Here is a 25649-nt window from a genome sequence, read left to right as displayed (position 1 = left end):
GTGCAGATCTCTTTGAAGCGTATGCCACACGACCCACGACACCAATGCTTAATTTATGAGGGCTCTCCTGCCCGGCATTTGACGGCACTCACCGCATTGATCCGACAAAACCTCAACAAGAATTACCGATGCCTGTACCTCAATAGCCCTCCCATGGTGGCGGGAATGCGATCTTATCTGTATGCGGCCGGAGTGGATGTCCCGAAGGCGGTGATAGAAGGCAGGCTGGTTCTGTCCTCCGACCGAGGGCATCTGAACAATGGAAGCTTCGACATTGATCGGATGCTTACACTACTGAATGAAGCAGTGGCTCAGGCGTTGAAAGACGGGTACCAGGGTCTGTGGGTGACAGGTGATATGAGCTGGGAGTTTGGACCGGAGAAGGGTTTTTCCAAACTCATGGAATACGAATGGAGGCTTGAAGAATTATTTCACGCACAACCGGCGCTTTCCGGCATCTGTCAATATCACGCCGATACGTTACCACCTGAAGTTATGAAGACAGGCCTGATGACTCATCAGACTATCTTTATTAATGAGACACTTTCCCAGCTCAACGCCCACTATTTTTCTCGCAAATCTTCAGCGGCGCACCTGCCATCAAATGCGGATCTCGATACCGTGATCACTCGCCTGTGCAACGACCGGTCCGCACGCTGAATGTCTGTGCCATCGAGGCCGCTGAGGCCGCCGAGTTAAAAGCATTCCCGGAACGCCTGCCCGGATATCTTTGCGGGTCACCGCGGCTGCATCTCCAAGGGCAGCGGCGATCAACGCGCAAAGCATAAAACCATAGACCGATAAGTTTACGAGTCTGCTAGACGATTACCCCCCAGATCCACCGGTTTGAAGCTGGATTTATCCGTGTTAGGATGGGAGAATCTTTCAGTTTAGATGCAATATTCCCAGTCGGGATTCTGCGATCCAAACCGCTCAATTTCACTATTTATCAGGGATTGATACGTGATGTCGATGTCCGGACCTTCGGATGACCACATCCAAGCCGCGGTGTACTTAGCAGCAATTGTTGATTCAACCGATGACGCCATCATTAGTAAGAATTTGTCGGGTGTCATTCAGAGCTGGAACCCAGCCGCGCAGCGTATTTTTGGATACACGGCTGAAGAAGCCGTCGGGCAATCCATTCTTCTAATTATCCCGCCGGAGTTGCACCCCGAAGAAACCTACATTCTAGATCGGTTACGTAGAGGAGAACGCGTTGACCATTTTGAAACGATTCGTCGCCGAAAAGACGGAAAGCGAATCGAGATTTCACTCACTATTTCCCCCATCCGCAATACCGAAGGCCAAATTATAGGGGCCTCTAAAATAGCGCGCGATATTACAGAGGAAAAGGCGGGTCGTATCCGATTGGAGGAAATACAGCGGCGACTGACCGTCACGTTGCAAAGTATTGGCGACGCAGTACTCGCCACGGACGCAGAGGCCCGCGTGACGTTCGTCAACCAGGTCGCTGTGAGATTACTGGGTCGGCCCGAACATGAGATCATTGGCCGGCCGCTGTCAAATGTCTTTATCATCGTCCATGAAGACACACGCCAATCCATCCCTAGTCCAGTGGATGCCGTCTTACAGAGTCGCCAGACGGCCGGCCTTGCGAACCACACGATTTTGGTGCGTCCCGACGGCTCGGAACGTCCAATAGACGACAGTGCCGCGCCCATTCTGGATTCAGCGGGGCGGTTAGTGGGCGTGGTATTGGTCTTCCGGGATGTCACAGAACGTCGCCAAGCGAACCGCATGGCGGCACGGTTGTCGGCAATCGTCGCGTCTTCAGACGATGCCGTCATCAGTAAGGACCTCCACGGGATCGTGTTGACATGGAATCGCGGAGCCGAACGAATCTTCGGCTACGCTGCCAATGAAATGATCGGCAAATCGATTACCACCATTATCCCGGCCGACCGACTGTCGGAAGAAGAGGACATTCTTACTCGGCTGGCACGAGGCGAGCACATTGACCATTATGAAACCGTGCGACAAAAGAAAGACGGCACTCTGTGTGACATCTCGCTCACCATTTCTCCCATGAAAGACGAGGACGGACGAATTATCGGGGCGTCGAAAATCGCGCGGGACATTACCGCGCAGAAACGCGCCCAGCGAGCCATCCATGAAGCGCAAGAACGATGGCTGGTCACGTTAGCCAGCATTGGCGATGCCGTGATCGCAACCGATGCGCAAGCCCGAATCATGTTTGCCAATCCGGTAGCGTTGCAACTGCTGGGAAGAGCCTCGGATGAAATCGTCGGCAAGCCACTAGTAGATTATTTTCACATCGTAAATGAGGAAACACGTCGGCCGGCCGCAAATCCCGTGGACCGAGTCATACGGGAGGGTATTGTGATGGGCTTAGCCAACCACACGGTCTTGGTACGCCCGGACGGCACCGAGGTGCCCATTGACGATAGTGCCGCACCGATCCGAGACGCGACGGGGCATCTGCTGGGGGTAGTCCTGGTCTTTCGAGACATTACGGAACGAAAAAGCACTGAGAGGGAACTTGCTCGGTGGAGTGCGGAGTTGGAAACAAGAGTGGCCGAGCGCACTGAGCAATTGGTTCGCTATCAAGACCGGCTCCGGGCATTGGCCGTCCAGCTCAGTCGGACAGAGCAACGTGAGCGGCGTCGACTCGCGACAAACCTCCACGACTATCTGGCTCAACTTCTTGCCTTGGCACGCATTAAAATTGGCCAAGCGAAACAGGGAACTGCTGGCGTCGAAGCCGACTATAAAGCAATTCTCACCGACATCGATAAGGTACTTCAGGACTGTCTCCGCTATACCCGCACGCTGATCGCTCAGTTAAGCCCCTCCGTATTGCATGACCTTGGGTTTGTACCGGCGATTCAATGGCTGGCAGAACAGATGAGGCAGCAAGGACTCACTGTTACTGTACAGGTCCTCACGCCGAACATGCCGCGCTTACCGGATAATGCGGCGGATATTCTTTTTCAGGCCACTCGAGAGTTGCTGCTCAATGTGCTCAAGCATGCCCGCGTGTCCGAAGCCGTCATTTCGGTCGAGATGCGTGATGCCGATAAATGGCTGATTACGGTCGAGGATCATGGAATTGGATTTGATCCCAATGTGATGCGGCATCGGACCGCAGACGACCAATTCGGGCTGTTTAGCATCCAGGAGCGAATGGACGCCATTTCAGGTTGGTGTTACGTCCATTCGATTCCGGGACAAGGAACCCGCATTGAATTGGGTTTGACTGTGGGCAGTGAGTTAGAAGCCCCATCCCGCGAAAACGTGATTCTCCGGCCAAGCGGAATGGACGTGAAAAATGAAAACACCGGCGGTAGGCGCTCACGGGTCTTGCTGGTAGATGACCATGCCATGGTCCGACAAGGACTTCGGAGCATCCTTGAGACGTATGAGGACTTGGAAATTATCGCCGAAGCGGTGGACGGCGAGGCGGCCGTGTCACTGGCCCACCGGCTCCAGCCTGATGTGGTAGTAATGGACATCAATCTCCCCCGCCTCAATGGTATCGAAGCGGCGCGGCGAATAAAGCAAGCTTGGCCGCACATTGTAGTCATCGGATTGTCGGTACAAAGTTCCCCTCAAACCGTCGAGGCCTTGGCCCAAGCGGGAGGAGCCGCTCTGCTGAGTAAAGAGCAGGCCACAGAAGAGTTATATCGAACGATACAAGATTTCGCCGGACCATCTCGTAAGGGTACGACACTTACTTGATTAGGACTGCCGGCGGCCTCAAAAGGTCGTCTGCCAATCGACCCGTGCCATCCGCGTGTCCGGTTTCTGGACCGGCTCTAAAATATAGCCCGCCGCGAGATAGCAGGGCTCCGGGTCAGAGTACCGTGCACAGTAGGCAGTGACGCGCCGCTGGTCGTGCTCTGGCATGCCGACCGGCGGCACAGCCCGGTAGACATCCGGGACACAAGCTCCAAGAAAGAGTACAGCCATCAGCAACCACCCCGCAAAGAGCCCATTGCGCCGATCCATGCTGGTCTCCTTTTCAATTCGCTTCTTTTCACTCCTTCAACAGCACATTTCTCCTGCGAGCGACACGATCCGTACATGCTCCGATGACCCCGGCGGTGCGAAGAGACCGTGGGCGCTATCCGGTGGCCGATCCTTCTTCGCCTCCTTGCTGAGCGACCGTATTCAGAGCCCACCGCGGAATATTAAGCAAGAGCATCTGCCGAGGTGGTACATGAGCTGGTTAAGCAAAGAAAGTACCGTGCCCCTCTTTTGGGCCGGACATTGGACAGGGCCGAATAATCGACATGTTCTGAACCGAGCAGTTTGTAGAGACCTCAGCCTTGCGTATCGAAATAGCGATATCTGTGTCGATTTGGATATTGGTTGCTTTATCGCGAGATGGTTCTTTCTAAATACCCTTGCCGGGATGGCGCTTCATCAACTCGCCGCGTAGTACGCGGGACTGCCCGGAAGAGGTCTGAAGCAGGACCGGTTGGTGAAAGATCCATTACTGGGAACTGATGCTGAGATCTAGTCCGAGTTCTCTGGACATCGCCTGGATTTGGTTGACGATTTCGTTGGGCGGCATCCCCAGCTTGTTGTCTAAGAGAGCGAACCTATACCCATTACACACGATGTCCCCCGCAGCCAGTTGCGGGGACAAAACCCAACGCTCTTACAACGTCCTTATTGACATTGGAGCGAAGGCAATGGAATGTGGAACGTATAGGTGCCTCCGGGTAACTGATTAGTGGTTGTTTTCGAGACGCAGTCGCAACTACTGGGATCACAACCGGCACTGCTCGAAGCCCTATCACCGAATGCCCAAAGATTGGCGGTGGTGTATCCGATGTTTGGTGTGACAGCAACTTCAATATCAAAAGTCGTTCTCCCCGTGCGCGTATCCGGTCCTGCCTGCCACAGTGCTGTCTGAACCGCATCGGTAAATGCGCCCTTAGGCGTTTGGCCTTGTTGTGGATTGGTACCAGAGTCGTCCCCGAGCTGGGCCCGGCACACATCTTTTGCCATTTGCACGTGACTGGTGCAATTCGCGCCAGGGTCCGGTTCCTCGCCGCCGGTGCAGTACTTGAAGGTCCAATGGGCACCCTCATTATCCGTTTGGCTAAGGTCCAGCTCAAGGGGGGGGACGGTGGTAGCTGTCATATTGTTCCATGTCACACCCGCAGAGATTCCCGCTTGCGGACCCTTTCCTGACACATTCACCGTACCCCCCAGATTGAACATAAAACCGGATGTGTAGGTTGTTGCCTGACCCTGGCTAGCAGGTGGTTTTGCATCAATCTGGACAACGGAACCGTTACTGATCGGTACCATTGTGACGTCGTACTGAAGCGGGTAATTAATGTATCGACAGATATCTGCGTTACTCGAAAAGTAAGAAGGTGAGCTGCAGTAGGTCCGTTGGGGATCATCCCGCCAATTGGCCACCACGTATGTATTGTTCGTGGCGTCGTAATACATGGATGTGTCACCCAGCTCAGTCGCGGCGCTCTGGAATTTGGCGTTTGTCGGTGTCCAGTCAGCCAACGCCGTCACCATGTAGTAGTCCGATGTGAGGCCCGTTCTTGTGTCTGCTTGGCAGCTATGCAGGGCGTAGACAGTCACACTGGTGTTGTAGACCCCTGCGGGTCCATTTTGCTGGAAAACCGTTTTTTGCAGTGGGCTGGATTGCCAGTCTGTTGGCTTATTTGGATCCTGGGGCGAGGCCGGCATACTGACATTCGGAATATGCCTTAATTCGGCTACCACGAGATCTGCAGTCCGCATAAGTGCCAGGTTATGGTCCTGAACGCCAGTGGGGTCTGGATCGCCACTTAGGGTTTGCAGGGGGCTAGGATGCACATTCGCCAAGGAGGCTATGGGAACGTGGTTCTCTTGTCGGAAGGTATACGCCAATATCCCCTCCCCATCTTTCGAACGCGAACTGTAGTTCACGCCTGCTCCGATGATCTCGTGTAAGGCGTTAATATGCTCCATAGTGGCGTCAAGCAGCACGATGGTATATCCAGCCCGATACGTCACTCTTAGTTCTTGCTTGTGTTCATGCTTCAGCCCGGGCAGCGCCTCGCCTTGAAGAAGGATCGCTGAGTCTGGCTTCAGGGTCAACGGGACGACGTTCACCTGTCCCTGGATTTTGTCGGCGATGACGCTATTGAGGTGGCCGATTTGCCGGACCCGTACTTCTCCCTCATTCGCCCCCGAGTAAGCCGCCGTCCCTAACACCCATACGGCGGACATGATAGAAATGATCGCAAGAACCTTATATCTACTGACCAAGGTAGGCGATAATATACGCATCATACGGCTCCCATTTAAAAACCATATTTTGACGGTGCCCCTTGCACGGAGTGAATGGCGACCCCACCTGCTGGTTTAACCCTCCACGCCGGACGAGGGTTCCTGGTCATGTCCTCACCTTCACTGGGACCGCGACGCAATGCCCCGCCTTCGCATGTCGTTGGAGATCTTCTCCGCAGAGTACAAGAACGACATACTGATTGCATCCAGAACAATGGTGGACTCCTTATACGGCGGTGGCTTGTAGACCTTAGCGCACCTGAATCTGAAGTCGCAACTGATCCGAGCTTCGTCATTCCAATTCGGATCCTGAACGATCGTGATGTCGCGATTCGTTCAGATCCAGCATGAGCCGCTTCATGTCCAATTCACGATCTAACGTCGTCCCATTCAGTCATGGTATACACGGTGTATTCTTCATTCGCGGTTAGGATGTTGCTCTTTTTACACGCGGGAACACCATGCCTGGAGAATCGCTTTGCAAAACCTTCGGCTATGAGCAGTTTGTCGTAAGAGTCCACAGTTAGACTGCCTACCTTCCCTGATTTGCAGGGGATGCGGCAACTGTAATGCCCAAACAAGGACCTCTTGTCGCTTGGCGAAGTACCGTAATGAACCCTTATTCTGGTGGTGAACATAATTCCTTCCTGAGTAGCCTCCCATCGAATCAGAATATGAAGTTGATGCCGCCGACGGCTCCTTGCACGACGGCATTGCCTTCCAGGGAATCAACTCTAGCGTAGAGCGGACATGCTTATAGTCGCCAAAAATCCACGTGTTCCGATACGAGCAGGCGGAAGCCCGCTACGCCTGAAAACGCAAAGTTTGTGTCCGATCCTCCTTCAACTTGTCCTGCTCCAGAAACCGAGATGTCAGAAGATTCGGCATACATTTCTGCTCATCCGGCCCCCAAGTACGGCTGTAGAACAGCGCCAGGATACCGAACGAGTAAATGGAGCACATTTGCTACTAGACTCCAAAGGCTCGGCGTTGATTATGAAGTCCGACAAGCCTTACTCGGACATCGAATGCCGGGAATGGCGGCTGATTATTCCCATGGTGGGCCGGAATGGGACCGCAAACTTCGACATGCCGTAGAAACCCTCGAAAAGGCCTATCCGTTGTCCTATGGATTGTCCTATGAAGGGAAAAGTGGCCGTGGCGGGATCAGGACAAGTATTTCATAAAACTGGTGAGCCGGCTGGGACTCGAACCCAGGACCCTCGCCTTAAAAGGGCGATGCTCTACCGACTGAGCTACCGGCTCACCTGATCACGATGTCTTCCGGGGAGAGTCAGCTGCGCGCGCATCTTAACACCGCCGGATGACGATTGGCCATGGAGGATTTATTTGCCCCGACCGCGGCAAGCTTGCGTCAGCGGATTGCGGAGAATGATCGTCTCGTCGCGCTTTGATCCGGTGGAAATCATATCGATCGGACATTCCGACAATTCTTCAATCCGGGCCAGATACCGCTTCGCCTCCGCCGGCAGCTTTTTATAGCTGGTCACACCGGTGGTCGGTTGATGCCATCCCCGCAATGTTTCATATATCGGCTCACAACCGCTCAAGACTTCGAGATCCGACGGCATGTCGCGATAGATCTTTCCGTTGTAACGATACCCGCGGCACAGCTTCAGGACCTTGCATCCATCGAGCACATCGAGCTTCGTCACCGTAAGCGAGGTCAAGCCGTTCACACGCGAGGCATGACGAACTAACACCCCGTCGAACCATCCGCAGCGGCGAGGCCTCCCCGTTGTCGCCCCGAACTCCTTTCCCCTTTCTTGCAGTCCGCAGCCGACTTCGTCCGTCAATTCCGTTGGAAAGGGTCCGCTGCCGACCCTGGTCGTATAGGCCTTGGCGATGCCCATGACCCCGTCGATCTTGGTCGGCCCGACGCCGGTTCCCGTGCACGCGCCTCCGGCCGCCGCGCTGGAGGAGGTGACATAGGGATAAGTTCCAAAATCGACATCAAGATGGGTGCCTTGCGCTCCTTCAAAGAGCACCGTTTTCCCATTGGCGATGGCCTTGTTCAATAGGCTGGTCGTATCGCAAATGTAGCTCTTCACCCGCTCGGCATAGCCCATGTACTGATCGAAGACCTTTTCCAGCTCAAAGACTTCCACTTTGTGTAGTTGCTCGAGCAGCCAGTTGATGTCGCCGAGATTCTCTTCGAGCTTTTGCTTGAACAGCGGCGGATTCAGCAGATCACCCATGCGAATGCCGATGCGCGCCATCTTATCTACATAGGAAGGGCCGATGCCGCGACCGGTCGTCCCGATGCGGCGCACCCCTCTCGACTGCTCCGACGCCTTATCGATGGCCTTATGATAGGGAAGGATCAGGTGGGCCCGATCGCTGACCGTGAAGTTCTTCCCGATCTTCACGCCCTTGCCATGCAAATGATCCATTTCCTCAATCAAGGCGCCAGGATCGACGACCACCCCGTTCCCGATGATACACAATGTGCCTCGATACAGAATGCCGGAGGGAATCAGGTGAAAAACGAACGTATCCCGCGAGTTGATAACGGTATGGCCGGCATTGGAGCCGCCCTGATAGCGCACCACCACATCGGCGTCGCGCGCCAGGATATCGACGATCTTTCCCTTCCCTTCATCGCCCCACTGGGCGCCGATGATCACCAGATTTCCCATGCCACTCTCTATTGCATCTCGGTCGAAAAAATAGCCCTGATCTCATCGAGAGACCAGAGCCACGAGCGCATCATGGTAGGGTCCGCTCGAGGGTTTGTCAAGCACGTTTTGTACCATTGCATTTCTTGACTGCCCAAAAGACTGCATGATAGCATGTGTCCTTACGTTGTCTGGGTTTAGAGTCTGCCCTCTACAAGACGGCTTTTAGCTCAAAACTCAACATTCAGAATTCAAGACTCCTAAATGTGGGGCTGTAGCGCAGTTGGGAGCGCGCGTGAATGGCATTCACGAGGTCGCCGGTTCAATCCCGGCCAGCTCCACCAAACCAAGCTTCGCTAGAGCCGGTCGCTATTTTAAGCCTTATCGTCATGGATGCGATCGGATAGAGTCTTCAGGTTGCGTTACATCCTCGGTGGTTTTCGCCTAACGCTTCACGCCTCACGGATTCAACTCCATGCTTCAACTCGAATCGGTTCATAAGCAATTTGCGACAAAGGTCCTTTTGGACGGTGCGACGGCACACCTGCGGCCGAACACCCGAGTCGGGCTGGTCGGGCCCAATGGGGTAGGAAAAACCACCTTATTCCGAATGATTTTGGGCGAAGAATCGCCGGACGAAGGCTCCATCCGGAAGCGTCCCCGCCTCAGAATCGGCTATTTGCCCCAGGAGCTGGAAACCATCACGGGCAAGACTGTCCTTGATGCGGCCCATCGGGATTTGTATCCCGAGCACGAGGCAGAGCGCATTCTCATGGGTCTTGGGTTTACCGAGACCGACTTTACCAGGCCGATCGAAAACCTGTCGGGCGGATATCGCATGCGGGTGGCCCTGGCTCATCTGCTGCTGTCCGAGCCGGATGTGCTCATGCTCGATGAGCCGACCAACCACCTCGACAAGCCGACGCAAGCATGGTTTGAGAATTTTCTTCTGAACTCGAAGTTGACGCTCCTCGTGATCAGTCATGACACGCGCTTCCTGGACCGCATCGCCACGCACATCTGGGAAATCCGCGATCGGAGCATCCAGGAATTTCGCGGCAATTATACAAAGTTTCGCGAGATGCGGGCCGCCCGGGACGCCCAATTGGAAGCCGCCGCCACCCGCCAAGCCAAAGAGGTGGCGCGGGTTCAGAAATTCATCGATCGCTTTCGGTACCAGGCGAATAAAGCCAGCCAAGTCCAGTCCCGCATCAAGCAACTGGAGAAAGTCAAAGTCATCGAACGGCAACGGGATGCCAAACGGGTCCGGTTCAAGTTCCCGGTTCCTTCTGCCAGCGGCCGCCATGTGCTGGAATTGCGGGGCGTCGCAAAGAGCTATGGGGACAAGGTGATCTATCGATCGTTGGACTTCGCGGTCGAGCGGGGCCAGCGAATCGCGTTGGTCGGAGAAAATGGCGCGGGAAAGAGTACCTTGCTGAAAATGTTGGCCGGCGTTCTTCCCTTTGAGAAAGGCAACAGGACCGTCGGGCATGGCGTCACGCTCCATTATTTCGCGCAACACCAGGCCGAGTCGCTCAATCCGGAACATTCCATTCTCGAATCGTTATCCGAAGTGTCGGTGCAGGCTGAAATGAATTTTCTGCGCGGCATCGCGGGCGCCTTTCTCTTTTCGGGACAGGACCAGAAGAAGCCGATCAAGGCCCTGAGCGGCGGCGAGCGTAACCGCGTAGCGTTGGCCCGCATGCTGGTCGAGCCGGCCAATACCCTGCTGCTCGATGAGCCGACCAACCATCTCGATCCCGCCTCCGTCGACATGCTGACCGATGCCCTCACCGATTTTCCCGGCACGATCATTTTTATTTCCCACGATCCAACGTTCTTGACGCGCATTGCGACCCGCGTCGTGGAGATCGATGAGGGGCAAGCCCGTAATTATTTCGGGGACTATGAGTACTTTCTGTGGAAGAAGGCGCAGGAATTCGAATCCATCAAGGAAAGCAGCGAAGATTTGTCTCCTAAAATGGCAACGAAATCCTCGGCTCCCACGAAGGCCATGGCCTCGCAAGTCCAACCCAAGTCTTCCGGAGGGGACCGGCGGGAGCTGAGCAAAACTCAGGCACGCCTCGAAAAGCAGGTGGCGCGGGCGGAGAGTGAGATTGCGGGATTGGAGACGCGCATCAAATCACGGGATCAGGAATTGGCGGATCCGCAGTTGTATCAGGATTTTTCCCGCTGGAATGAATTACACCTGGAACATGATCAATGGAAACGGGAGTTGGACCGAATGACCGCCCGTTGGGAATCGCTCTCAGGAGAGTTGGAGGAGATCAGGCAGAAGCTGGCCGTGCCGAGCTAGCTACTTTTGCAGGGATGCTCAAAAGGCCGGTATTCTCACGCAACCCAGCCCCGGCGCGCCAAGACGCGCCTCTCCGCAGCGCGTCGCCCTGAACAGACTTTCAGGATCTAGACTGTCGATTTGAGGGTCTCTTCGAGGTAGTAGTAGAGCCAGCGGTTTTTTTCCTTCGTGACCAATTCATCCCACACCACGCCGATCAGATAGCCCTTTTCCCAAGGCTTGACCCAGGCGACCGTTCCCGACAATTTTTCCTGTTGTTCCACCCGGTCCGGATCGAGAAACGCGAGGGAGACGGTGACTCGTTCCTGAGCCGGCGGATTTTCTTTGGCGTGCAGCCCGGCGCCGATTCGATTGACGTTATCCAGAACGGCCGTGAAGGCCTTCCCACCGCTCTTAGGCGATACGAGTGCTGAGCCAACCAAGGTCGCGCGGACATACTTGCGGCGTTCGTTGGGGTTTTCGACAGAGCTTTGTTTGCCCATCCCGTCCCCTTTTGCGCTCAGTATAACGGTTTACACGACTTTGTCCATATCCTTTTTCATCTCGTTATGAGGGCTTGGGCCGATAATATCGCCTTCCCTTGAGCGGTTCAGGCAGGTGTTCCTGGTTGGACCGCGCCGAAGGGTCGCTATGGACATACCGGTACCCCTTTCCATACCCCAAATCGCGTAGGAGGGACGTCACGGCATTGCGTAAATGCAGCGGCACGCCAAGATTGCCTGCCTCCTTGGCATCTTGCAAAGCTTCCAGCAGGCCGACATAGGAGGCATTATCCTTCGGGCGCGAGGCGAGATAGGTCGTGCCTTGCGCCAGATTGATCTGCGCTTCCGGCAGGCCGACAAATTCAACCGCCTGAGCCACGGCATTGGCCACAACCAGAGCCATCGGGTCGGCATTCCCCACATCTTCCGAGGCGAAAATTACCATGCGCCGCGCAATGAACCGGGGATTTTCCCCACCTTCCAGCATCCTGGCCAGCCAGTACAAGGCTCCATCTGGATCGGAATCCCGGAGGCTTTTGATGAACGCGGAGATCAGATTGTAATGTTCCTCGCCAGACTTATCGTACCGCAGGGACTTATTGAGGAGCGCCGTCTTCAGTGTCCTGCCGTCAATGACCCGCCTCCCGTCGGAGCCGGGCTGGACTTGTCCGGCAACGAACTCGAGCGCGGTGAGCAACGAGCGGGCATCCCCGTTTGCATAGCCGATCAGGCCTCGTTTGGCTCCATCATCGAGCGTCACATTTCTGGTCCCAATCCCCCGCTCGCTGTCCACAAGGGCACGATCGAGAATCCGACCCAGCGCCTCGTCGGAAAGAGCCCCGAGGACCACGACCAGCGACCGGGACAGCAAGGGCGAGATCACTTCAAAGGACGGGTTTTCTGTCGTCGCGCCAACCAGGATGATCGTGCCCCGCTCAACATGCGGGAGAAACGCATCTTGTTGCGCCTTGTTGAACCGGTGGATCTCATCGACGAAGAGAATGGTGCGCTGTCCCATGGCCTTTCGGTGTTCGGCCAGTTTGATGATCTCGCGCAGTTCGGGAATCCCGCCGGTCACCGCCGAAAACGGCACAAAGTGAGACTTCGTATGTTCTGCAATGAGATAGGCAAGCGTGGTCTTTCCGCATCCCGGAGGTCCCCAGAAAATGACGGACGATAACCGGTCGGATTCGATCGCCTTCCGAAGGGGCCGGTCTTTCCCGACGATATCTTCCTGTCCGACAAAATCATCAAAGCGCCGCGGCCGCAGCCGGTCCGCCAGCGGAGCTTCAATAGAAGGCTGGCCCGGCTGATTGCCTTGATTGAACAGACCAGGGGAATGAGGGCGGCGACTACTCGACATATGAGATAGGCTCCGAAGCCATTGTATACGGCGATACCGAACGCTCGCAAACCGGGCTAAGGTCGAGCAAGCCCGATAAGTCCTTGACCGCCTACCGCGGGCGATGGTACCTAGCCTGGGACGTTTCTAAGCGACCGGCCATTGAAGGATGTAAGGAAATATGAAGACGCAGATTCACGGAATGACGATCGGCTACAACGATCGAGGCGCCGGCATGCCGCTGGTATTCCTGCACGCCTTTCCCCTGAACCGCACCATGTGGGAACCCCAGGAAGATGCCCTGTCCAGGAGGTTTCGCACCATCACCATCGACTTCCGCGGCCACGGTGAATCGGACGCACCGCTCTGGCGGTACTCGCTGGAGCAATATGCCGATGATGTGGCCGGCCTTCTCGACCATTTGGCTGTCAGGCAGGCAGTACTGATCGGTCTCTCGATGGGAGGGTATGTGAGCTTCGCCTTCTATAGAAAATACGCAGACCGGGTGCGAGCCCTGGTGTTGGCGGACACGCGAGCGCAAGCCGACGGTGAAGAAGGCCGCGCCGGCCGATTCGCGATGGCCCAAACCGCGTACAGACGAGGACCCGGGGCGGTGGCCGACATCATGATCCCGAAGCTCTTGGGAGCCACGTCCGTCAAGACAAAACCGGAGCTGGCGACGCGGATCAGAGGCATCATTGAGAGCAATGACCCGAGCGGGATCATTGTCGATTCTATGGCCATGGCGGACCGGCCGGACTCCACTTTCCTGTTGGCCCAAATCACCTGCCCGACATTGGTCATCGTCGGCGAGGAGGACCAGCCTACCCCGCCTGCGGAAGCCCAGCTCATGGCGCAAGCCATTCCGGGCGCGACGTTGGCCCTCATTCCCGGCGCCGGGCACCTGAGCAACGCCGAACAGCCGGAGCAGTTCAATGAAGTCGTTGGGAAATTTCTGGATGGGTTAGGCGAGGACCGATCAGCGCGCTAGAGCCACACTCACACCCCGTCCCGAATGCTGCTGCCACGGATCAACTTCAGGAATTCTTCCCGAGTCTGCTGTTGGGTTCGGAAAGCGCCCAACATTGAGCTGCTCACCGCGATGGTGTTCTGCTTTTCCACCCCCCGCATCATCATGCAGAGGTGTCTCGCCTCCATGACTACGGCGACCCCATGGGCGTTCAGTTTCTGCTGCAGCGTATCGGCAATCTGGGTCGTCAGCCGTTCCTGAACTTGGAGCCGGCGGCTGAACGTGTCCACGACGCGCGGAATCTTACTCAATCCCACCACCTTCTTGTTCGGCAGATACCCGACGTGGCATTTGCCGAAAAACGGCAACAGATGATGTTCGCACATGCTGAAGAAATCGATGTCCTTCACAATCACCATTTCGTCGTATTCGATGGGGAACAACGCCCCATTGAGCAACTGATCGATATCCTGGTGATATCCCCGCGTCATGAAACGCAGCGCATTTGCGACACGCTCCGGCGTCTTGAGCAGCCCGTTCCGGCTGGGATCTTCTCCCAAGTCGAGTAAGAGTTTCGTCACGAGCGCCGGAACCTTGTCGATCCCTTTGGGACTTCCATTGTTGGATACCGACCCAGCCTGCACAAACCGTGATCGCCTTGTCCCCTTAGCCACGTCCCACCTCATTCATACGCGCTTGCCGAACCAGCCGGCCGGGAGTACTCAAAGTAATTATCCCGGGTTTCTATGACTCCAACTTTCGTCAGTTGTCCTGCAGGCAATCGGTTCTCCAACAGGTCCCAGATCAAGACCACCAGATTCTCACCCGTTGTGGTTCGGTCCGCAAACAGGGGATCCTGGTTGAGATCCCGATGGTCGAACCGCTTCACGATCGTGTCTCTCACCACTTCATCGAACTTGTTCACGTCGGAGGGCGTTGATTCCTCACCGGCGGCGACAGTGACGAACACCACATAGTTGTGGCCATGCCCATTCGGATTGTTGCACTTGCCAAATGCCGCCCGGTTCTCCTCCGCTGAGAGACAGTCGGTGTGAAGACGATGCGCCGCACAAAACCTGTACCGGCGGGTCACGCTCGTGAAGCCCATTGCGTCATCCTAGTCCCAAAGAATAAATGAGCCGGGACCACTCTGAAGGTGACCCCGGCTACCGTATTAGAATCGATCGTCAGGAGACTCGCCAGGCGAGCAACGGCGCGACTTAGGCGCTGAACGAACTGCCGCATCCGCATGTCGTCTTGGCCTGCGGATTCTTGATTGAAAATCCTGAACCCTGCAAACTATCCACATAATCGACCTCGGCGCCCTGCAGCAACGGCGCGCTCTGAGAGTCCATGATGACCTTCACGTCGCCTTTTTCGATTACGGTGTCGTCTTCGGCCATTTTCGACTCGAACGCCATTCCGTATTGATAGCCGTGACATCCGCCCCCGCGGACATAGATCCGGAGTCCGACGACATCCTTCTCTTCCGCCATCAACTCTCGTATCTTCTGTTCCGCGATCTGCGTAATCGTAACCATAGTAGATCTCCCTCCATTTAGTCCGCCTGCATCCAGCGATGCTGGTGCAGCTTCTCTCAGTTTACCACCACTTCGGCGCCTTACGGAAGGCCGGCGCCGTTATTTATCGACTCAGAATCCCTCTCAGAATTTCTTCCGCCGGTTGTCGGCGCCGCCCATTTGGTCTCCGGCACAAGAACCACCACATCTCCCTGCACCCGCGCCTGGCAGCCCAGACGATGCCATGGTTCCGACAACGCTTCGCGGTCGAGTAAATCCTGCTCCTCAAAGTCAATTTCGGACAGATTCTCCCCGCCCATTTGCACTTCGACCCGGCAGGTGGTGCATGAGGCATTGCCGCCGCAATCATGATTCAGCGGAAATCCCAATGCCTTGGAAGCCTCCAGCAATGTCACATCGGCTTCCACTTCGCCCGTTCGACCTTGAGAATGCAGAAAAGTCACCCGAGGCACGTCGGATACTCCTTAAGCGGTAGCCGCTGCTCCTTCCGGCACCGGCTTGTACGGGCATCGCTGCAGGCGGAGATGCTCTTCAAACTCATGCCGGAATAGGCGCAAGCTACTCTGGACGAGCACAGCAGCGCCGGTGACCAGCGTGCAATACCCGGTCCCTTTCACGAACCCACACAGCTGCAGCAGCGTATCCAAATCTTTCGGCGTTCCGTCCCCTTGCTCGATTTTCTCGATCAGCATCGACAGATTGATCGTGCCCATCCGGCAAGGTGGGCATTGCCCGCAACTTTCGTTTTTGAAGAAACTGGAAAACTTCAGCGTCTGGGCCACCATGCAGGTGGCATCGTCCACGACAATAACGCCGGCTGAACCTAACCCGGTGCCGGCTTTCTTTAGAGAGTCGAAATCCATGGGAAGATCGAGTTGATCTTCGGTCACCATCGCGAAAGCCGGACCGCCGGGGAAGACCGCCTTAATCCGGCGACCGTTGGGCACGCCGCCGCCGCATTTCTCAACGAGATCGCGAATCGTGATGCCCATCGGCATTTCATACACACCGGGCCGGTTCACTGCGCCGCTTAGTGAGAACAGCATCGTGCCCGGGCACTTTTCCGTCCCGACTTCGGTAAACCACGCAGCTCCGTTTCGGAGAATTTTCGGAATGTTGCATAACGTTTCCACGTTGTTGACCAGCGTCGGCTTGCCGTACAGCCCGAAGTCCGTCGGATAGAACGGTGGCTTTTGTCTCGGCATGGCCGGTCGGCCCTGCATGGATTCCAACATCGCGGTCTCTTCCCCTGCGACATAACTGCCGTGTCCGGAGAACACCTCCAACTCGAGATCCTTACCGGTACCCAGCACGTTTTTGCCAAGGAGGCCTCGTTCCTTCGCCTGCGCGATCGCCTTTTTCAAGTTGGCTTCTTCTTCCGTATACTCGTGATTGACATAGATAAAGGAGGCCTTGGCTCCCACGGTATAGGAAGCGATCAGGCAGCCCTCGATCAATTGATGGGGAATCTGTTTCAGTAAATGCCTGTCCTTAAACGTCCCCGGCTCATGCTCTCCCGCATTACAAACGAAATACCGTTCCTTTACGCGGTGATGTAAAACCTTGTCCCACTTCGTACCGGTAGGAAATCCCGCTCCTCCGCGACCGCGGAGGCCTGAGCGTTTGATTTCGCCGACGATGTCATCGGGGCTTAATTCTTTCACGCACTTCCGCCAAGCCTCGTATCCCCCGGACTGAATATAGGGATCGATTTCCCAGGGCGCCCCGTCTACTTTTTGTAAGACTCTCGGCTCGGCTGATGTACCCATAATGTCCTTGGTAATGGATTCAACGCGATCGCCAAAGGAGTACTATAAGACCGCCCCATGCGATCGTCAAGCCAACCGCGCGAGATTAGGCCTGAATTTCCGACTCTTCCGGCCCCATGGACCTAGAAAACGATAGCCCTGAATGACCAGCGGCGATAAAAAAATATTGAAACACGCCATGTGGGAACCGGCTGGAGGCCGGCCGCTCTCCACGGCCGGCCTCGTCAACCCGGCAATCTATTTGAAATGGCTTCCCGCTCCCATGAACAACAGCATTGGGATGGATAACAAGAAGTTAACGCGGGACGCCAGCAGTGCGGTCTTTCCCCATTGCGCCATTTCGGCAGGCGGCGGAGGCCCACCGGCCGCAGCCTGTGAGACGGCCGCAATGATCTTTTTCTGATTGGGCCAGATAATGGCATGCACGTTCACCATCATGATGATGCCCAATAACCCGCCAATCCCCAACGCGATCGCGCCGGTACCACCCTTGGAATAGAGATAGAAATAGAGAACGAGCCCGGCCAACACCGTGACGGTCGCGCCATGGCGAAACCAATTCAAGGCCGACGGCATCAGTTTCGGAATCACGATATTCTTCGTCGGCCCATCCAGCGTTTTCATGAATGCGGCATTGATCAGATTGAAGAAATACAGCAACCCGATCCACGTAATGCCCGCCAGGAAATGGATCCATCGAAAGACGAGTCCAAACCAATCGGCGTCTCCGGCTCCGATTCCCGCCATTCCCAAATACAACAATATCAACACGACAGCGAGTGCAAAGCCGACACCCATTGTCTGATACGGATCTTCAAGAAATTTCATAGGTCCCTCACCTTCTCCGGTTGATTGCTAAGTGAAATGGTCTACTGTAGGCGTTGCAATTTTGTCAAGCAAGGGCGGCTGCGCGCAGCAGCTAATTTGGAAGGAGACGATCGACGACCCCGCACAATTCCCGAACCGCCGCAGCGGATGCTTGAAGGGCCGCGCCTTCCTCGGCTGTGAGGTCGTACTCCACGACCGCTTCGGCGCCCCCGCGACCAAGCCGAGTCGGCACGCCGACGATGACGTTGTGCAGTCCGTACTCGCCTTCGCATAACACCGCGGAAGGCAGGACGCGCTTTTGATCTTTCACAATCGCCTCGACCATATCGACGGCCGAAGCCGAGGGTGCATAAAAGGCGCTTCCCGACTTCAGAAGACCCACGATTTCAGCGCCGCCTTCCCTGGTCCGTTTGACGAGCGCATCCATTCGATCGCTGGACAGCCGCTCCATGATCGGCACGCCGCCCACCGTCGCATGGCGCAGCAACGGCACCATCGTGTCGCCGTGACCTCCCAAGACCATCGCATCCACGCTGGGCCCGGACACGCCGAGTTCCTCGGCAATGAAGGCCCGCAGCCGCGCCGTGTCCAACACGCCGGCCATGCCGATCACTCTGGACTTGGGGAACTTGCTCACTTGCAATGCAACGTGCACCATGGCGTCGAGCGGATTCGTCACGAGCAGCAGGATGATGTCCGGCGACCGTGAAATGAGTTCCTTTACGACGCCCGATACGATCTTGGCGTTCGTGGCGAGCAATTCATCGCGGCTCATGCCCGGCTTACGCGGAATGCCCGAGGTAATGATCGCGAGCGCGGATCCGGCTGTCTCTTCATACCCGTTCGTTCCCACCACCTTGGTGCTGTACCCGCAGACCGGCCCGGCTTGCGTCAGGTCGAGCGCTTTGCCCTGCGGAATCCCGGGCACAATATCCACGAGCACGACCTCGTAGCAATCCTTCTCTGCCAGCCGCTGCGCGGCCGTTCCACCCACATTCCCCGCACCCACCACCGTAATTTTCGGCCTTGCCATGTTGCCCCCGCTAAGATTCAAAAATTAGAAATGAGGAATTAGGAATGAGGAGTGAATAGCCGGACCTTAGAATATTTCTTTCAACCATTCCACATTCCTCATTGCTCATTTCTCATTCCTAGCTAGTGTTCATGTTCCGTCCAGCCGCCGACCTTGAAATTCTGCGTGCAGACGAAATTATCCCCGTCATAAAAATTCACTTTGATCTTTTTCTTCCCGTAACGCTCGGCGAGAAACTCTTCCGGCTTGTCGACCAGAGCTTGATAGGAACCTGGTCCATATTCACCCAGCTCCACGAAGGTCACGATCATCCCCGATTTGACCTCTTGGAGGATTTTGGCGGAACAGCGGGGATAAATCTCCCAGAATTTCGCATCGATCTCCTGCTTGGTCGGTTCCGGCCGCTCTTCGCCCGGCTTGATATCCCTATTGGCGAATTTCGCCTGTCGCCTGACGTACGGGTATTGATGCCCGGTAAACAGCTTGTAGAGCCAGGGCGGAACGGGCTGTTTTTCACGCTCGTCGGTCATGCTGCTCCAAGTTCTGAGTTGTGAGTTGTGAGTTCTGAGTTTTCCTACGGAACACCTTATCAGCCTCTCGATGTCTCGACCGACCACTCATCACTCTAAACTTAAAACTTACGCCCCTGGCTCGTTCAGCGCGTGAGGCGATGGTAAATCTTCGGCAGCTTGTCCGGCAACCCCTCCACGTCATCAATTACGATATATCGGACATCTCCATACATGCGGCGGAGGTACCGGTCTGCCTCCCGATCGATCGTAATGCAGAACGGCTCGATCCCCTTCATGCGGGCTTCGCGCAACGCCATCTTGGTGTCTTCCAACGAATAGTCGTCTTTATATCCGTCGTCGAGCGGCCGCCCATCGCTGATCAGAATCAGGAGTCGAGTTTTGGCCTCCCGCGCCAATAGTTTGCGTGTCGCATGCCGGATGGCGGCGCCGTCACGGTTCTGGTGCAGCGGTACGATGCCGCCGAGTTTGCGCGCCGCCCGCCCGCTCACCGGATCATCGAAATCCTTGATCACGATAAAATCGACCTGTTTCCGTCCCGCGCCGGAATATCCGTACAGGGCAAATTGGTCACCGATCGCGTCCAACGCCTCGCAAAGCATGACCAGCCCTTCCTTTTCAATATCGATGATCCGCCGGCCCGCCGTCACCTGGCGGCTCGTGGAACCGCTGACATCGACCAGCACCGCCGCCGCCACAGCTCGTTCCTGCCGGTCTCCTCTTATGTAGATATGATCAGACGGCTCGGCCCCGGCCCGGATGTCTGCCAGCCGACGCACCACCGCATCAAGGTCTATCTCCTCCCCATCGATCTGACCCGCGAGCCGTGTGAAACCGGACGGACGGAAACTCTCGAAATACCGGCGCAGCAGTTTGATCGGTCCTCGTTGAGCAGCCAAAGTCTGTTCAACAAATTCGGATGAGCCTTCTTCGGCTTCCCGTTCAAACAACCAGCACCAATGGCTGCGATAATCCTGAATGGCCGCATCCCATTCCGGATAGCGCACGAGCCGTCCCTCTTCATGTCCCGTCTCTTTCGAGAACTCTGCTTCACCCTCCAATGCGAGCACCTTTTCGACGAGAGAGGGCGCGCCCCTTCCCGGAGCCAACCCTTCAAGACCGGCCTGATGACCGCGGGCCGTCCCTGCTCCCTGTCCCCCGGACCCGGAGGAACCGGCGATCCCGACTTCCCCGGCATCCCCCTGTTCGGCTCCTTGCGCGCCGGATGTTTCCTCCGCCTGCTGCTTTACTAGGTTCGGATCCATCGTGCCGCGATAATCCCAGTTCGAGACAGGATAATATTCGGACGACATGTCTTCGGAGGCCCTCGGGACCGTTGCGGCCGGAGGTTGGGCAGATGGCTCGTTGTCTCCGGCAATCGGCTCGGATCGCTGCGCGACCAGTTCGTCCAGACGAAGATAGACCTGATGGGCCGTCCGCAGAGCCTGTTCGGCCGTGGCGGCAGGTGTAAGTACCGCTCGGCAAAGTTCCCATAATTCGGCTACGATATCGGCCACCGCATCAGGGGCCGGCACCGACTTCGCGTCCGCCGCGGTTGAACGCAACAAGAGCTGATCGACAATGAGTTCACGGACTGTCAGGCCGTGCGACAACGTCCTCGTATTGACCGCCTCCGCCGCAAGGAGCGCCAGATCGCGCCGCAGCCCGGGATACTCGCGTTGCAACAGATATTCAACCCGCGCATCCTCTAAAATCGTCCAGAGGTCGCGAATGAGGCCAGGCTGCGGATACAAGGCAAATAGTTCCGCCAATGTCCTCGGCCCCTCGCCGGTGACTTCCTTGCCATCTGCCTGAAGATCCGCGCGAAGATCGGCCAATCGCGACAAGGGGAGATCATAGGTGCCGAATTCCACATGCCCGGCCTCATGCGCCGCCATGACCTGATAGAACCGTACATTCTCTTCGTAGGTCCCATACCGCCTGACGAGCGACGGCAGATGGATACCCAGGCCTTCGGCCCCGACAGTCGAGCGCGGATGCTGCTCCTTCCCTTCTGGAATCGCTTGAACGCGGACCGGTCTTCCGCAAAGCGCTTGCGCGAACAGCGTCAATGAGCGGACAACACGCCGCAACGGCACCCCGCTCGCCGCCTGCTCGAGGGCCGCAAGCGCCTGATGGCTTTCAACGGCAAAATATGCGCGGCCTGCCTCGATGCCGTAGTCGAGAATCTCCATGCCGGCCTTGAACCATTGCTCAAAGCGTGGTCGTGCCTCCGCTCCCGTGCCGAGAAGAGAGAGAATCTCCGGAGCCCGCCGGAAATAGGCAAGGGCCGCCTGTGCGTCACGATCCGCCAGAAGCAACCCGTATTGCAGCACATTCATTCGCCAGTCATCGGACGGCAGCCGGCTCAACAGGAGCGGCGCTTCAGCCAGGCATGCTGTTCCCAATTCCAACTCGCTATCGGCCACGCGAGCGCCGAGCGCGATGGTGAACGAGCGGGCGGCGGGCGGATGAATCCCGGCCAGCGCAGCGGGGCTTGTGCGGAAGAACTCTATTGTCCCCAGATAATCGATCTTCCCCAAACTGTTCGTCGTGACTAATTTCAGACCAAAATCGATCCATGGCCTTACATCGCTCAAGGCAAGGACCTGGGCAATCGCAGGGGACTGGCGGATAAACTCGATCCCGGCGATAGGATCTTTTTGAGAAACGTCTGTCCCGATGCCGGCCCATTGGTCCAGTTGGTCCGCTTCCACGCGCGGGGTCAATTCGGGAGCCGCGCGCAGGAATTCCAGGGCGACCGCGTGGTCCTCTTCGGCCAATTCCAATGTCGAAGCAAGTACCCTGCGCCGAGCGGAGGAAGGCTCGATGAGGCTGATCAACAGCGGGCTTTCGCGGATATATCGAAGGGTCGCGGCGCCGGATGCCTGGGCGAAGGCCAGCGCGAGATCGAGCCACTGTACGATCTCGCTCACTCCCCCTCGCCGATGAAGTTCCGGCAACGCTTCGATGGCTGCCTGGGCGGCTTTGGGAGAGAGATCGGCCAGCTCGCCGAGTAACACGACCACCGCCTGCGGCCCGTCCGCCCGGTCAAGCGACCGGAACAAATCATCGAGGATCTGCGCTGCCGCCGCTTGCCCAAGCGCCGGCGATAGCATCGCCAGTAATTTTTCTTTCATCACGCCGGATTGCTCATCTGCTCGGATTGGTGAAACTCGTGGATTGTAAAGGAGCCGATGGGCCTTGTAAACTGTGACGAGTGCGCGCGTAGTGGGTCAGTTTACTTTTCAGTCATGCGAAGGGCGGGCATCCACTCAATGCATGTGATGGCAACGCTGGCCCACTACCAGCGTGTGAGGCGGACGTGAATACACTCATAACATAGAACTTCTTATTTTTAGGTGGAGTCGATGTCAGATCCCAGCGAAAAGAATTTGGCCAAAATGTGGAAATTTGCCAAGGGCTATGCGGAGAAAAGCGGCACGGCGTTTCATCCCAACCATGCCGTCACTGAAGCGGTCGTCAACGGCCTGGCGGCGAATGCGGACGAACTCGGTAAGCCGCTCTGCCCCTGCAACTTCTATCCGGATAAGACTGCGGAAGCAAAGCTGCGCCGGTGGATTTGCGCCTGCGACGAAATGCAAATCTACAAGTATTGCCACTGCCTGCTGTTCGTCCGAGAGGACGGGATGCCGATTACGGAGTATCTGCCGGAGAATCACGAGGGCAGGGAAGCCTACGGCATCATCACGGACCCCACACCGGATAAAGGGCGCGCCCTCAAACACAAAGCCACTTCATCGCTGCAAGATGTCGAACAGCCCGGCGCCGCTCCAGATAGATCAATCAATCCTTCATCGGACAAGTAGCGGCATGGTGCATCAGCCGGTATCCCGCCGGGTCCGGTCGGCCCTGTTCTCCGGAATAATGCTCAGCGTTGTCTTCCTCCTGGCCGGCTGCCTCCGGATGCAGCCCATCGATCCCGCGACGCTGCCACTTTTCACCGAGACGGCAACCAGGCTCAGGGCGGACGTGGAGTTCCTGGCAAGCCATCAATTACAGGGGCGGTTCCCCGGCACGGCCGGGAATCGCCGTGCCGCCGAACGGATTGAGAACGCGTTTCGTCAAGCGGCGTTATTGCCGTTCGTCTCGACGCCGAACTTCCGGCAAGCCATTTCATCCGCCCACGGGGACAACATCATCGGCTACAGGCTGGCGACCGGCACACCATTGGGATGGATTCTTGTAGGGGCCCATTACGACCACTTGGGAGGGCAGTACGTCGGGGCCGATGACAACGCCTCCGCCATCGCGATTGTTATGGAACTGGCTCGTCGCCTTCCGCCTCTTTCCCATTACTCCGTCGTCTTCGCCGCATTCAATACCGAGGAGCAGCCCTATTTCGGGACGCCTCATATGGGCTCAGAATTTTTTATTGCCCATCTTCCTCCTGAGATCGGCACCCTCGATGCATTTCAAGCGGTCATCATCATGGACCTGATCGGCGGAGTCCAATGGCAGCCGATTAAGGATGTTGTCTTTGCGGCGGGAGCGGAGAAAAGCGCCGGGCTCTATCGACGGGTAAAGCAGGCGATCAATCATCAACCGCCGCTCTCAAGTTCTGAGTTTGGAGTCCTGAGTCATGAGTTGAAGGACTTGACTCGTAAAGATCGAGAAATGACGTCTGATGCAGCGCGCCTTACGGTTCTGCCGGTCGGCATGCATTTGATTGAAGAAATCCCGGAACGCGGGCATCACCCGGTCAGCGACTACGATGGCTTTCGAAATCGCGGCGTGCCGTACCTGTTTTTGTCGTCGGCTCGGACGCCGCGTTACCATACGCCTGACGATCGGGCGGGGACACTGCATTACGAACGCATGGGAGCGACGGTTCAGTGGCTCGATGCCCTTCTGCACCTGATGGACACCGATCATCAAAAGTATGAATTCGATCCGGAGCGCATTGAATGGTCGGACGAGATTGAAACGTTTCGCCGCGTGACCGGCTACGCCGTGAACCAAGACACCTTGATCCCCGGCACCTCGCGCTTGAGCCTCCGAAAGCTTCGCCAGGACGCAGCATGGCTCAACGGAGTGGATGGCGCCTCACCGGCTGCGGCGGATCTGGAACGATTGGAGCGGATTTCAATTCGCTTTCAGTGTCTGCTGGCGGACTATTCGGGCTGCTTCATGTTCTGACATGGGGCGGACAAGCCGAGGTTCACGTCTTTGTCATCTTTATCCCCTGAATTCTCTTGCGGCAGCTTTCATGAGCTTTTCATCATGAGAGAGGAATTCGACACGATCGCCGTCTTTGAGAAGTTCAGCCCAGGAAGCCAGGTGAATCGCATCCATTCCCCGCAGGCCGTACTTGAGAGCAAGCGTTCCGGCCCGAAGATAGACCGATGCAGACACGAAGACGGTGAGAAAGTCGATCCACGTTTCTTGGAGCTGCTCTAAAATGGTTTTCAATTCAGCTTTCGAGAGTGCCCCTTCACGATGTCGCCTGGCCAGCGCTGCGTGCGCCTCAGGATAGGCAATAACCGAAGAGGCGACCACTTCGGACTGCTCTGATTTTTCCTGAACCTCCTTCGTTCCTAACTCTTCAACATACAATTTCAGCATGCTCGACGTATCAAGGTAAAGGATCATCCTCGATCCTCTACCACCGCATCAGCCACATGCGCCGGCCCCTTGCGAGGTTTCAAGGGTTTGATCGTGGGTTTGCTGCCGCGCCACTCCGCAATGCCTCTGTCGACCAGTGTTTGGGCGGCACGCATGCCCTCTCGAGTATGGGCACCTGAGAGCCTGGCGACTTCCTGACGACGATCAAGAATACGGATGGTCTCTCCAGCCCGCGCGGCACGGATATATTCACTCAGCCTAGCTTTGAGTTTTGCAATGTTCACCGTTCGCATATAATCACTCCAATCTAGTCACATTATC

General features: G+C 56.5%; 22 protein-coding genes and 2 tRNA genes. 7 read left to right on the top strand and 17 right to left on the bottom strand.

The window, feature by feature from the left end:
* Positions 1–21: 21 nt before the first annotated feature.
* Both ACWGXE_RS04560 and ACWGXE_RS04555 read left to right on the top strand, forming a co-directional pair.
* On the top strand, positions 22–660 hold the full coding sequence (locus ACWGXE_RS04560; RefSeq protein ID WP_447603870.1) for an MEDS domain-containing protein: 639 nt from the start codon (positions 22–24) through the stop codon (positions 658–660).
* 306 nt (positions 661–966) lie between these two features.
* On the top strand, positions 967–3723 hold the full coding sequence (locus ACWGXE_RS04555) for a PAS domain S-box protein (RefSeq protein WP_447603868.1): 2757 nt from the start codon (positions 967–969) through the stop codon (positions 3721–3723).
* A gap of 18 nt (positions 3724–3741) precedes the next feature.
* On the opposite strand, the gene ACWGXE_RS04550 is transcribed toward ACWGXE_RS04555, so the two are convergent.
* The 4 genes from ACWGXE_RS04550 to ACWGXE_RS04535 form a co-directional block, all read right to left on the bottom strand.
* Complete coding sequence (locus ACWGXE_RS04550) at positions 3742–3993, bottom strand: hypothetical protein (protein ID WP_447601672.1); 252 nt, start codon at positions 3991–3993, stop codon at positions 3742–3744.
* Positions 3994–4659: 666 nt separating this feature from the next.
* The gene (locus ACWGXE_RS04545; RefSeq protein ID WP_447601670.1) at positions 4660–6294 is read right to left on the bottom strand and encodes a hypothetical protein; all 1635 of its coding nucleotides are present in this window, start codon (positions 6292–6294) and stop codon (positions 4660–4662) included.
* Between the two features lie 1187 nt (positions 6295–7481).
* Positions 7482–7557 (bottom strand) — tRNA-Lys (locus tag ACWGXE_RS04540).
* Positions 7558–7637: 80 nt separating this feature from the next.
* A complete protein-coding gene (locus ACWGXE_RS04535) occupies positions 7638–8951 on the bottom strand; it encodes an adenylosuccinate synthase (protein WP_447601668.1) in 1314 nt (437 codons plus the stop codon).
* Positions 8952–9198: 247 nt separating this feature from the next.
* Between ACWGXE_RS04535 and ACWGXE_RS04530 the strand changes: the two genes are divergently transcribed.
* Positions 9199–9274: transfer RNA gene (locus ACWGXE_RS04530), tRNA-Ala, on the top strand.
* A 131-nt stretch (positions 9275–9405) separates the two neighbouring features.
* Positions 9406–11247, top strand: coding sequence for an ABC-F family ATP-binding cassette domain-containing protein (locus tag ACWGXE_RS04525; RefSeq protein WP_447601666.1), 1842 nt, complete (start codon positions 9406–9408; stop codon positions 11245–11247).
* Between the two features lie 107 nt (positions 11248–11354).
* Here ACWGXE_RS04525 and ACWGXE_RS04520 read toward each other — a convergent pair whose 3' ends face one another.
* Both ACWGXE_RS04520 and ACWGXE_RS04515 read right to left on the bottom strand, forming a co-directional pair.
* Positions 11355–11729 carry a PilZ domain-containing protein gene (locus ACWGXE_RS04520; RefSeq protein WP_447601665.1) on the bottom strand — a complete coding sequence of 125 codons (375 nt, stop codon included), beginning with the start codon at positions 11727–11729 and terminating at the stop codon, positions 11355–11357.
* A 64-nt stretch (positions 11730–11793) separates the two neighbouring features.
* Positions 11794–13092, bottom strand: a complete 1299-nt coding sequence (locus ACWGXE_RS04515; RefSeq protein WP_447601664.1) for a replication-associated recombination protein A — start codon at positions 13090–13092, stop codon at positions 11794–11796.
* A 160-nt stretch (positions 13093–13252) separates the two neighbouring features.
* On the opposite strand from ACWGXE_RS04515, the gene ACWGXE_RS04510 reads away from it, so the two are divergent.
* Positions 13253–14062, top strand: coding sequence for an alpha/beta fold hydrolase (locus tag ACWGXE_RS04510; protein WP_447601663.1), 810 nt, complete (start codon positions 13253–13255; stop codon positions 14060–14062).
* A gap of 8 nt (positions 14063–14070) precedes the next feature.
* On the opposite strand, the gene folE is transcribed toward ACWGXE_RS04510, so the two are convergent.
* From folE to ACWGXE_RS04465, 9 genes are all read right to left on the bottom strand, one after another.
* On the bottom strand, positions 14071–14643 hold the full coding sequence (gene folE, locus ACWGXE_RS04505) for a GTP cyclohydrolase I FolE (protein ID WP_447603866.1): 573 nt from the start codon (positions 14641–14643) through the stop codon (positions 14071–14073).
* Positions 14644–14723: 80 nt separating this feature from the next.
* On the bottom strand, positions 14724–15149 hold the full coding sequence (locus ACWGXE_RS04500; protein ID WP_447601661.1) for a 6-carboxytetrahydropterin synthase: 426 nt from the start codon (positions 15147–15149) through the stop codon (positions 14724–14726).
* Positions 15150–15261: 112 nt separating this feature from the next.
* Positions 15262–15582 carry an iron-sulfur cluster insertion protein ErpA gene (erpA, locus tag ACWGXE_RS04495; RefSeq protein WP_447601659.1) on the bottom strand — a complete coding sequence of 107 codons (321 nt, stop codon included), beginning with the start codon at positions 15580–15582 and terminating at the stop codon, positions 15262–15264.
* An 80-nt stretch (positions 15583–15662) separates the two neighbouring features.
* Positions 15663–16034 carry a 2Fe-2S iron-sulfur cluster-binding protein gene (locus ACWGXE_RS04490; protein ID WP_447601658.1) on the bottom strand — a complete coding sequence of 124 codons (372 nt, stop codon included), beginning with the start codon at positions 16032–16034 and terminating at the stop codon, positions 15663–15665.
* Between the two features lie 12 nt (positions 16035–16046).
* Positions 16047–17351 carry an NADH-quinone oxidoreductase subunit NuoF gene (gene nuoF / locus ACWGXE_RS04485; protein WP_447601657.1) on the bottom strand — a complete coding sequence of 435 codons (1305 nt, stop codon included), beginning with the start codon at positions 17349–17351 and terminating at the stop codon, positions 16047–16049.
* A gap of 237 nt (positions 17352–17588) precedes the next feature.
* Complete coding sequence (locus ACWGXE_RS04480) at positions 17589–18179, bottom strand: urate hydroxylase PuuD (protein WP_447601655.1); 591 nt, start codon at positions 18177–18179, stop codon at positions 17589–17591.
* Between the two features lie 91 nt (positions 18180–18270).
* Positions 18271–19212 carry a malate dehydrogenase gene (gene mdh / locus ACWGXE_RS04475; RefSeq protein WP_447601654.1) on the bottom strand — a complete coding sequence of 314 codons (942 nt, stop codon included), beginning with the start codon at positions 19210–19212 and terminating at the stop codon, positions 18271–18273.
* A 122-nt stretch (positions 19213–19334) separates the two neighbouring features.
* On the bottom strand, positions 19335–19742 hold the full coding sequence (locus ACWGXE_RS04470; RefSeq protein WP_447601652.1) for a hypothetical protein: 408 nt from the start codon (positions 19740–19742) through the stop codon (positions 19335–19337).
* Positions 19743–19867: 125 nt separating this feature from the next.
* Complete coding sequence (locus ACWGXE_RS04465; protein WP_447603865.1) at positions 19868–22882, bottom strand: VWA domain-containing protein; 3015 nt, start codon at positions 22880–22882, stop codon at positions 19868–19870.
* A gap of 231 nt (positions 22883–23113) precedes the next feature.
* Between ACWGXE_RS04465 and ACWGXE_RS04460 the strand changes: the two genes are divergently transcribed.
* Together ACWGXE_RS04460 and ACWGXE_RS04455 are read left to right on the top strand one after the other, a co-directional pair.
* Positions 23114–23572 carry a ferredoxin-thioredoxin reductase catalytic domain-containing protein gene (locus tag ACWGXE_RS04460; protein ID WP_447601651.1) on the top strand — a complete coding sequence of 153 codons (459 nt, stop codon included), beginning with the start codon at positions 23114–23116 and terminating at the stop codon, positions 23570–23572.
* Positions 23573–23630: 58 nt separating this feature from the next.
* Positions 23631–24902 (top strand): M28 family metallopeptidase, encoded by a 1272-nt coding sequence (locus tag ACWGXE_RS04455; protein WP_447601649.1) that lies wholly within the window; start codon positions 23631–23633, stop codon positions 24900–24902.
* 39 nt (positions 24903–24941) lie between these two features.
* Here the strand turns inward: ACWGXE_RS04455 and ACWGXE_RS04450 are convergent, their stop codons facing one another.
* Both ACWGXE_RS04450 and ACWGXE_RS04445 read right to left on the bottom strand, forming a co-directional pair.
* Positions 24942–25355 carry a type II toxin-antitoxin system VapC family toxin gene (locus ACWGXE_RS04450; RefSeq protein ID WP_447601647.1) on the bottom strand — a complete coding sequence of 138 codons (414 nt, stop codon included), beginning with the start codon at positions 25353–25355 and terminating at the stop codon, positions 24942–24944.
* Positions 25352–25621, bottom strand: coding sequence for a type II toxin-antitoxin system Phd/YefM family antitoxin (locus ACWGXE_RS04445; RefSeq protein ID WP_447601646.1), 270 nt, complete (start codon positions 25619–25621; stop codon positions 25352–25354). The genes ACWGXE_RS04450 and ACWGXE_RS04445 overlap by 4 nt, the downstream gene beginning before the upstream one ends.
* Positions 25622–25649 lie beyond the last annotated feature (28 nt).

This window comes from Nitrospira sp. Nam80 (genome assembly GCF_965152575.1).
This window is presented reverse-complemented; position numbering and strand designations above follow the sequence as displayed.

What these genes read in the sequence shown, in the direction of transcription:
- ACWGXE_RS04520 (WP_447601665.1), bottom strand. Translation starts at nt 11,729, where the DNA reads ATGGGCAAACAAAGCTCTGTCGAAAACCCCAACGAACGCCGCAAGTAT.
- erpA (WP_447601659.1), bottom strand. Translation starts at nt 15,582, where the DNA reads ATGGTTACGATTACGCAGATCGCGGAACAGAAGATACGAGAGTTGATG.
- ACWGXE_RS04525 (WP_447601666.1), top strand. Translation starts at nt 9,406, where the DNA reads ATGCTTCAACTCGAATCGGTTCATAAGCAATTTGCGACAAAGGTCCTT.
- ACWGXE_RS04550 (WP_447601672.1), bottom strand. Translation starts at nt 3,993, where the DNA reads ATGGATCGGCGCAATGGGCTCTTTGCGGGGTGGTTGCTGATGGCTGTA.
- ACWGXE_RS04450 (WP_447601647.1), bottom strand. Translation starts at nt 25,355, where the DNA reads ATGATCCTTTACCTTGATACGTCGAGCATGCTGAAATTGTATGTTGAA.
- ACWGXE_RS04535 (WP_447601668.1), bottom strand. Translation starts at nt 8,951, where the DNA reads ATGGGAAATCTGGTGATCATCGGCGCCCAGTGGGGCGATGAAGGGAAG.
- ACWGXE_RS04510 (WP_447601663.1), top strand. Translation starts at nt 13,253, where the DNA reads ATGAAGACGCAGATTCACGGAATGACGATCGGCTACAACGATCGAGGC.
- ACWGXE_RS04500 (WP_447601661.1), bottom strand. Translation starts at nt 15,149, where the DNA reads ATGGGCTTCACGAGCGTGACCCGCCGGTACAGGTTTTGTGCGGCGCAT.
- ACWGXE_RS04470 (WP_447601652.1), bottom strand. Translation starts at nt 19,742, where the DNA reads ATGACCGACGAGCGTGAAAAACAGCCCGTTCCGCCCTGGCTCTACAAG.
- mdh (WP_447601654.1), bottom strand. Translation starts at nt 19,212, where the DNA reads ATGGCAAGGCCGAAAATTACGGTGGTGGGTGCGGGGAATGTGGGTGGA.
- ACWGXE_RS04460 (WP_447601651.1), top strand. Translation starts at nt 23,114, where the DNA reads ATGTCAGATCCCAGCGAAAAGAATTTGGCCAAAATGTGGAAATTTGCC.
- ACWGXE_RS04480 (WP_447601655.1), bottom strand. Translation starts at nt 18,179, where the DNA reads ATGAAATTTCTTGAAGATCCGTATCAGACAATGGGTGTCGGCTTTGCA.
- ACWGXE_RS04545 (WP_447601670.1), bottom strand. Translation starts at nt 6,294, where the DNA reads ATGATGCGTATATTATCGCCTACCTTGGTCAGTAGATATAAGGTTCTT.
- ACWGXE_RS04560 (WP_447603870.1), top strand. Translation starts at nt 22, where the DNA reads ATGCCACACGACCCACGACACCAATGCTTAATTTATGAGGGCTCTCCT.
- ACWGXE_RS04445 (WP_447601646.1), bottom strand. Translation starts at nt 25,621, where the DNA reads ATGCGAACGGTGAACATTGCAAAACTCAAAGCTAGGCTGAGTGAATAT.
- ACWGXE_RS04465 (WP_447603865.1), bottom strand. Translation starts at nt 22,882, where the DNA reads ATGAAAGAAAAATTACTGGCGATGCTATCGCCGGCGCTTGGGCAAGCG.
- ACWGXE_RS04515 (WP_447601664.1), bottom strand. Translation starts at nt 13,092, where the DNA reads ATGTCGAGTAGTCGCCGCCCTCATTCCCCTGGTCTGTTCAATCAAGGC.
- ACWGXE_RS04455 (WP_447601649.1), top strand. Translation starts at nt 23,631, where the DNA reads ATGCTCAGCGTTGTCTTCCTCCTGGCCGGCTGCCTCCGGATGCAGCCC.
- ACWGXE_RS04555 (WP_447603868.1), top strand. Translation starts at nt 967, where the DNA reads ATGTCGATGTCCGGACCTTCGGATGACCACATCCAAGCCGCGGTGTAC.
- nuoF (WP_447601657.1), bottom strand. Translation starts at nt 17,351, where the DNA reads ATGGGTACATCAGCCGAGCCGAGAGTCTTACAAAAAGTAGACGGGGCG.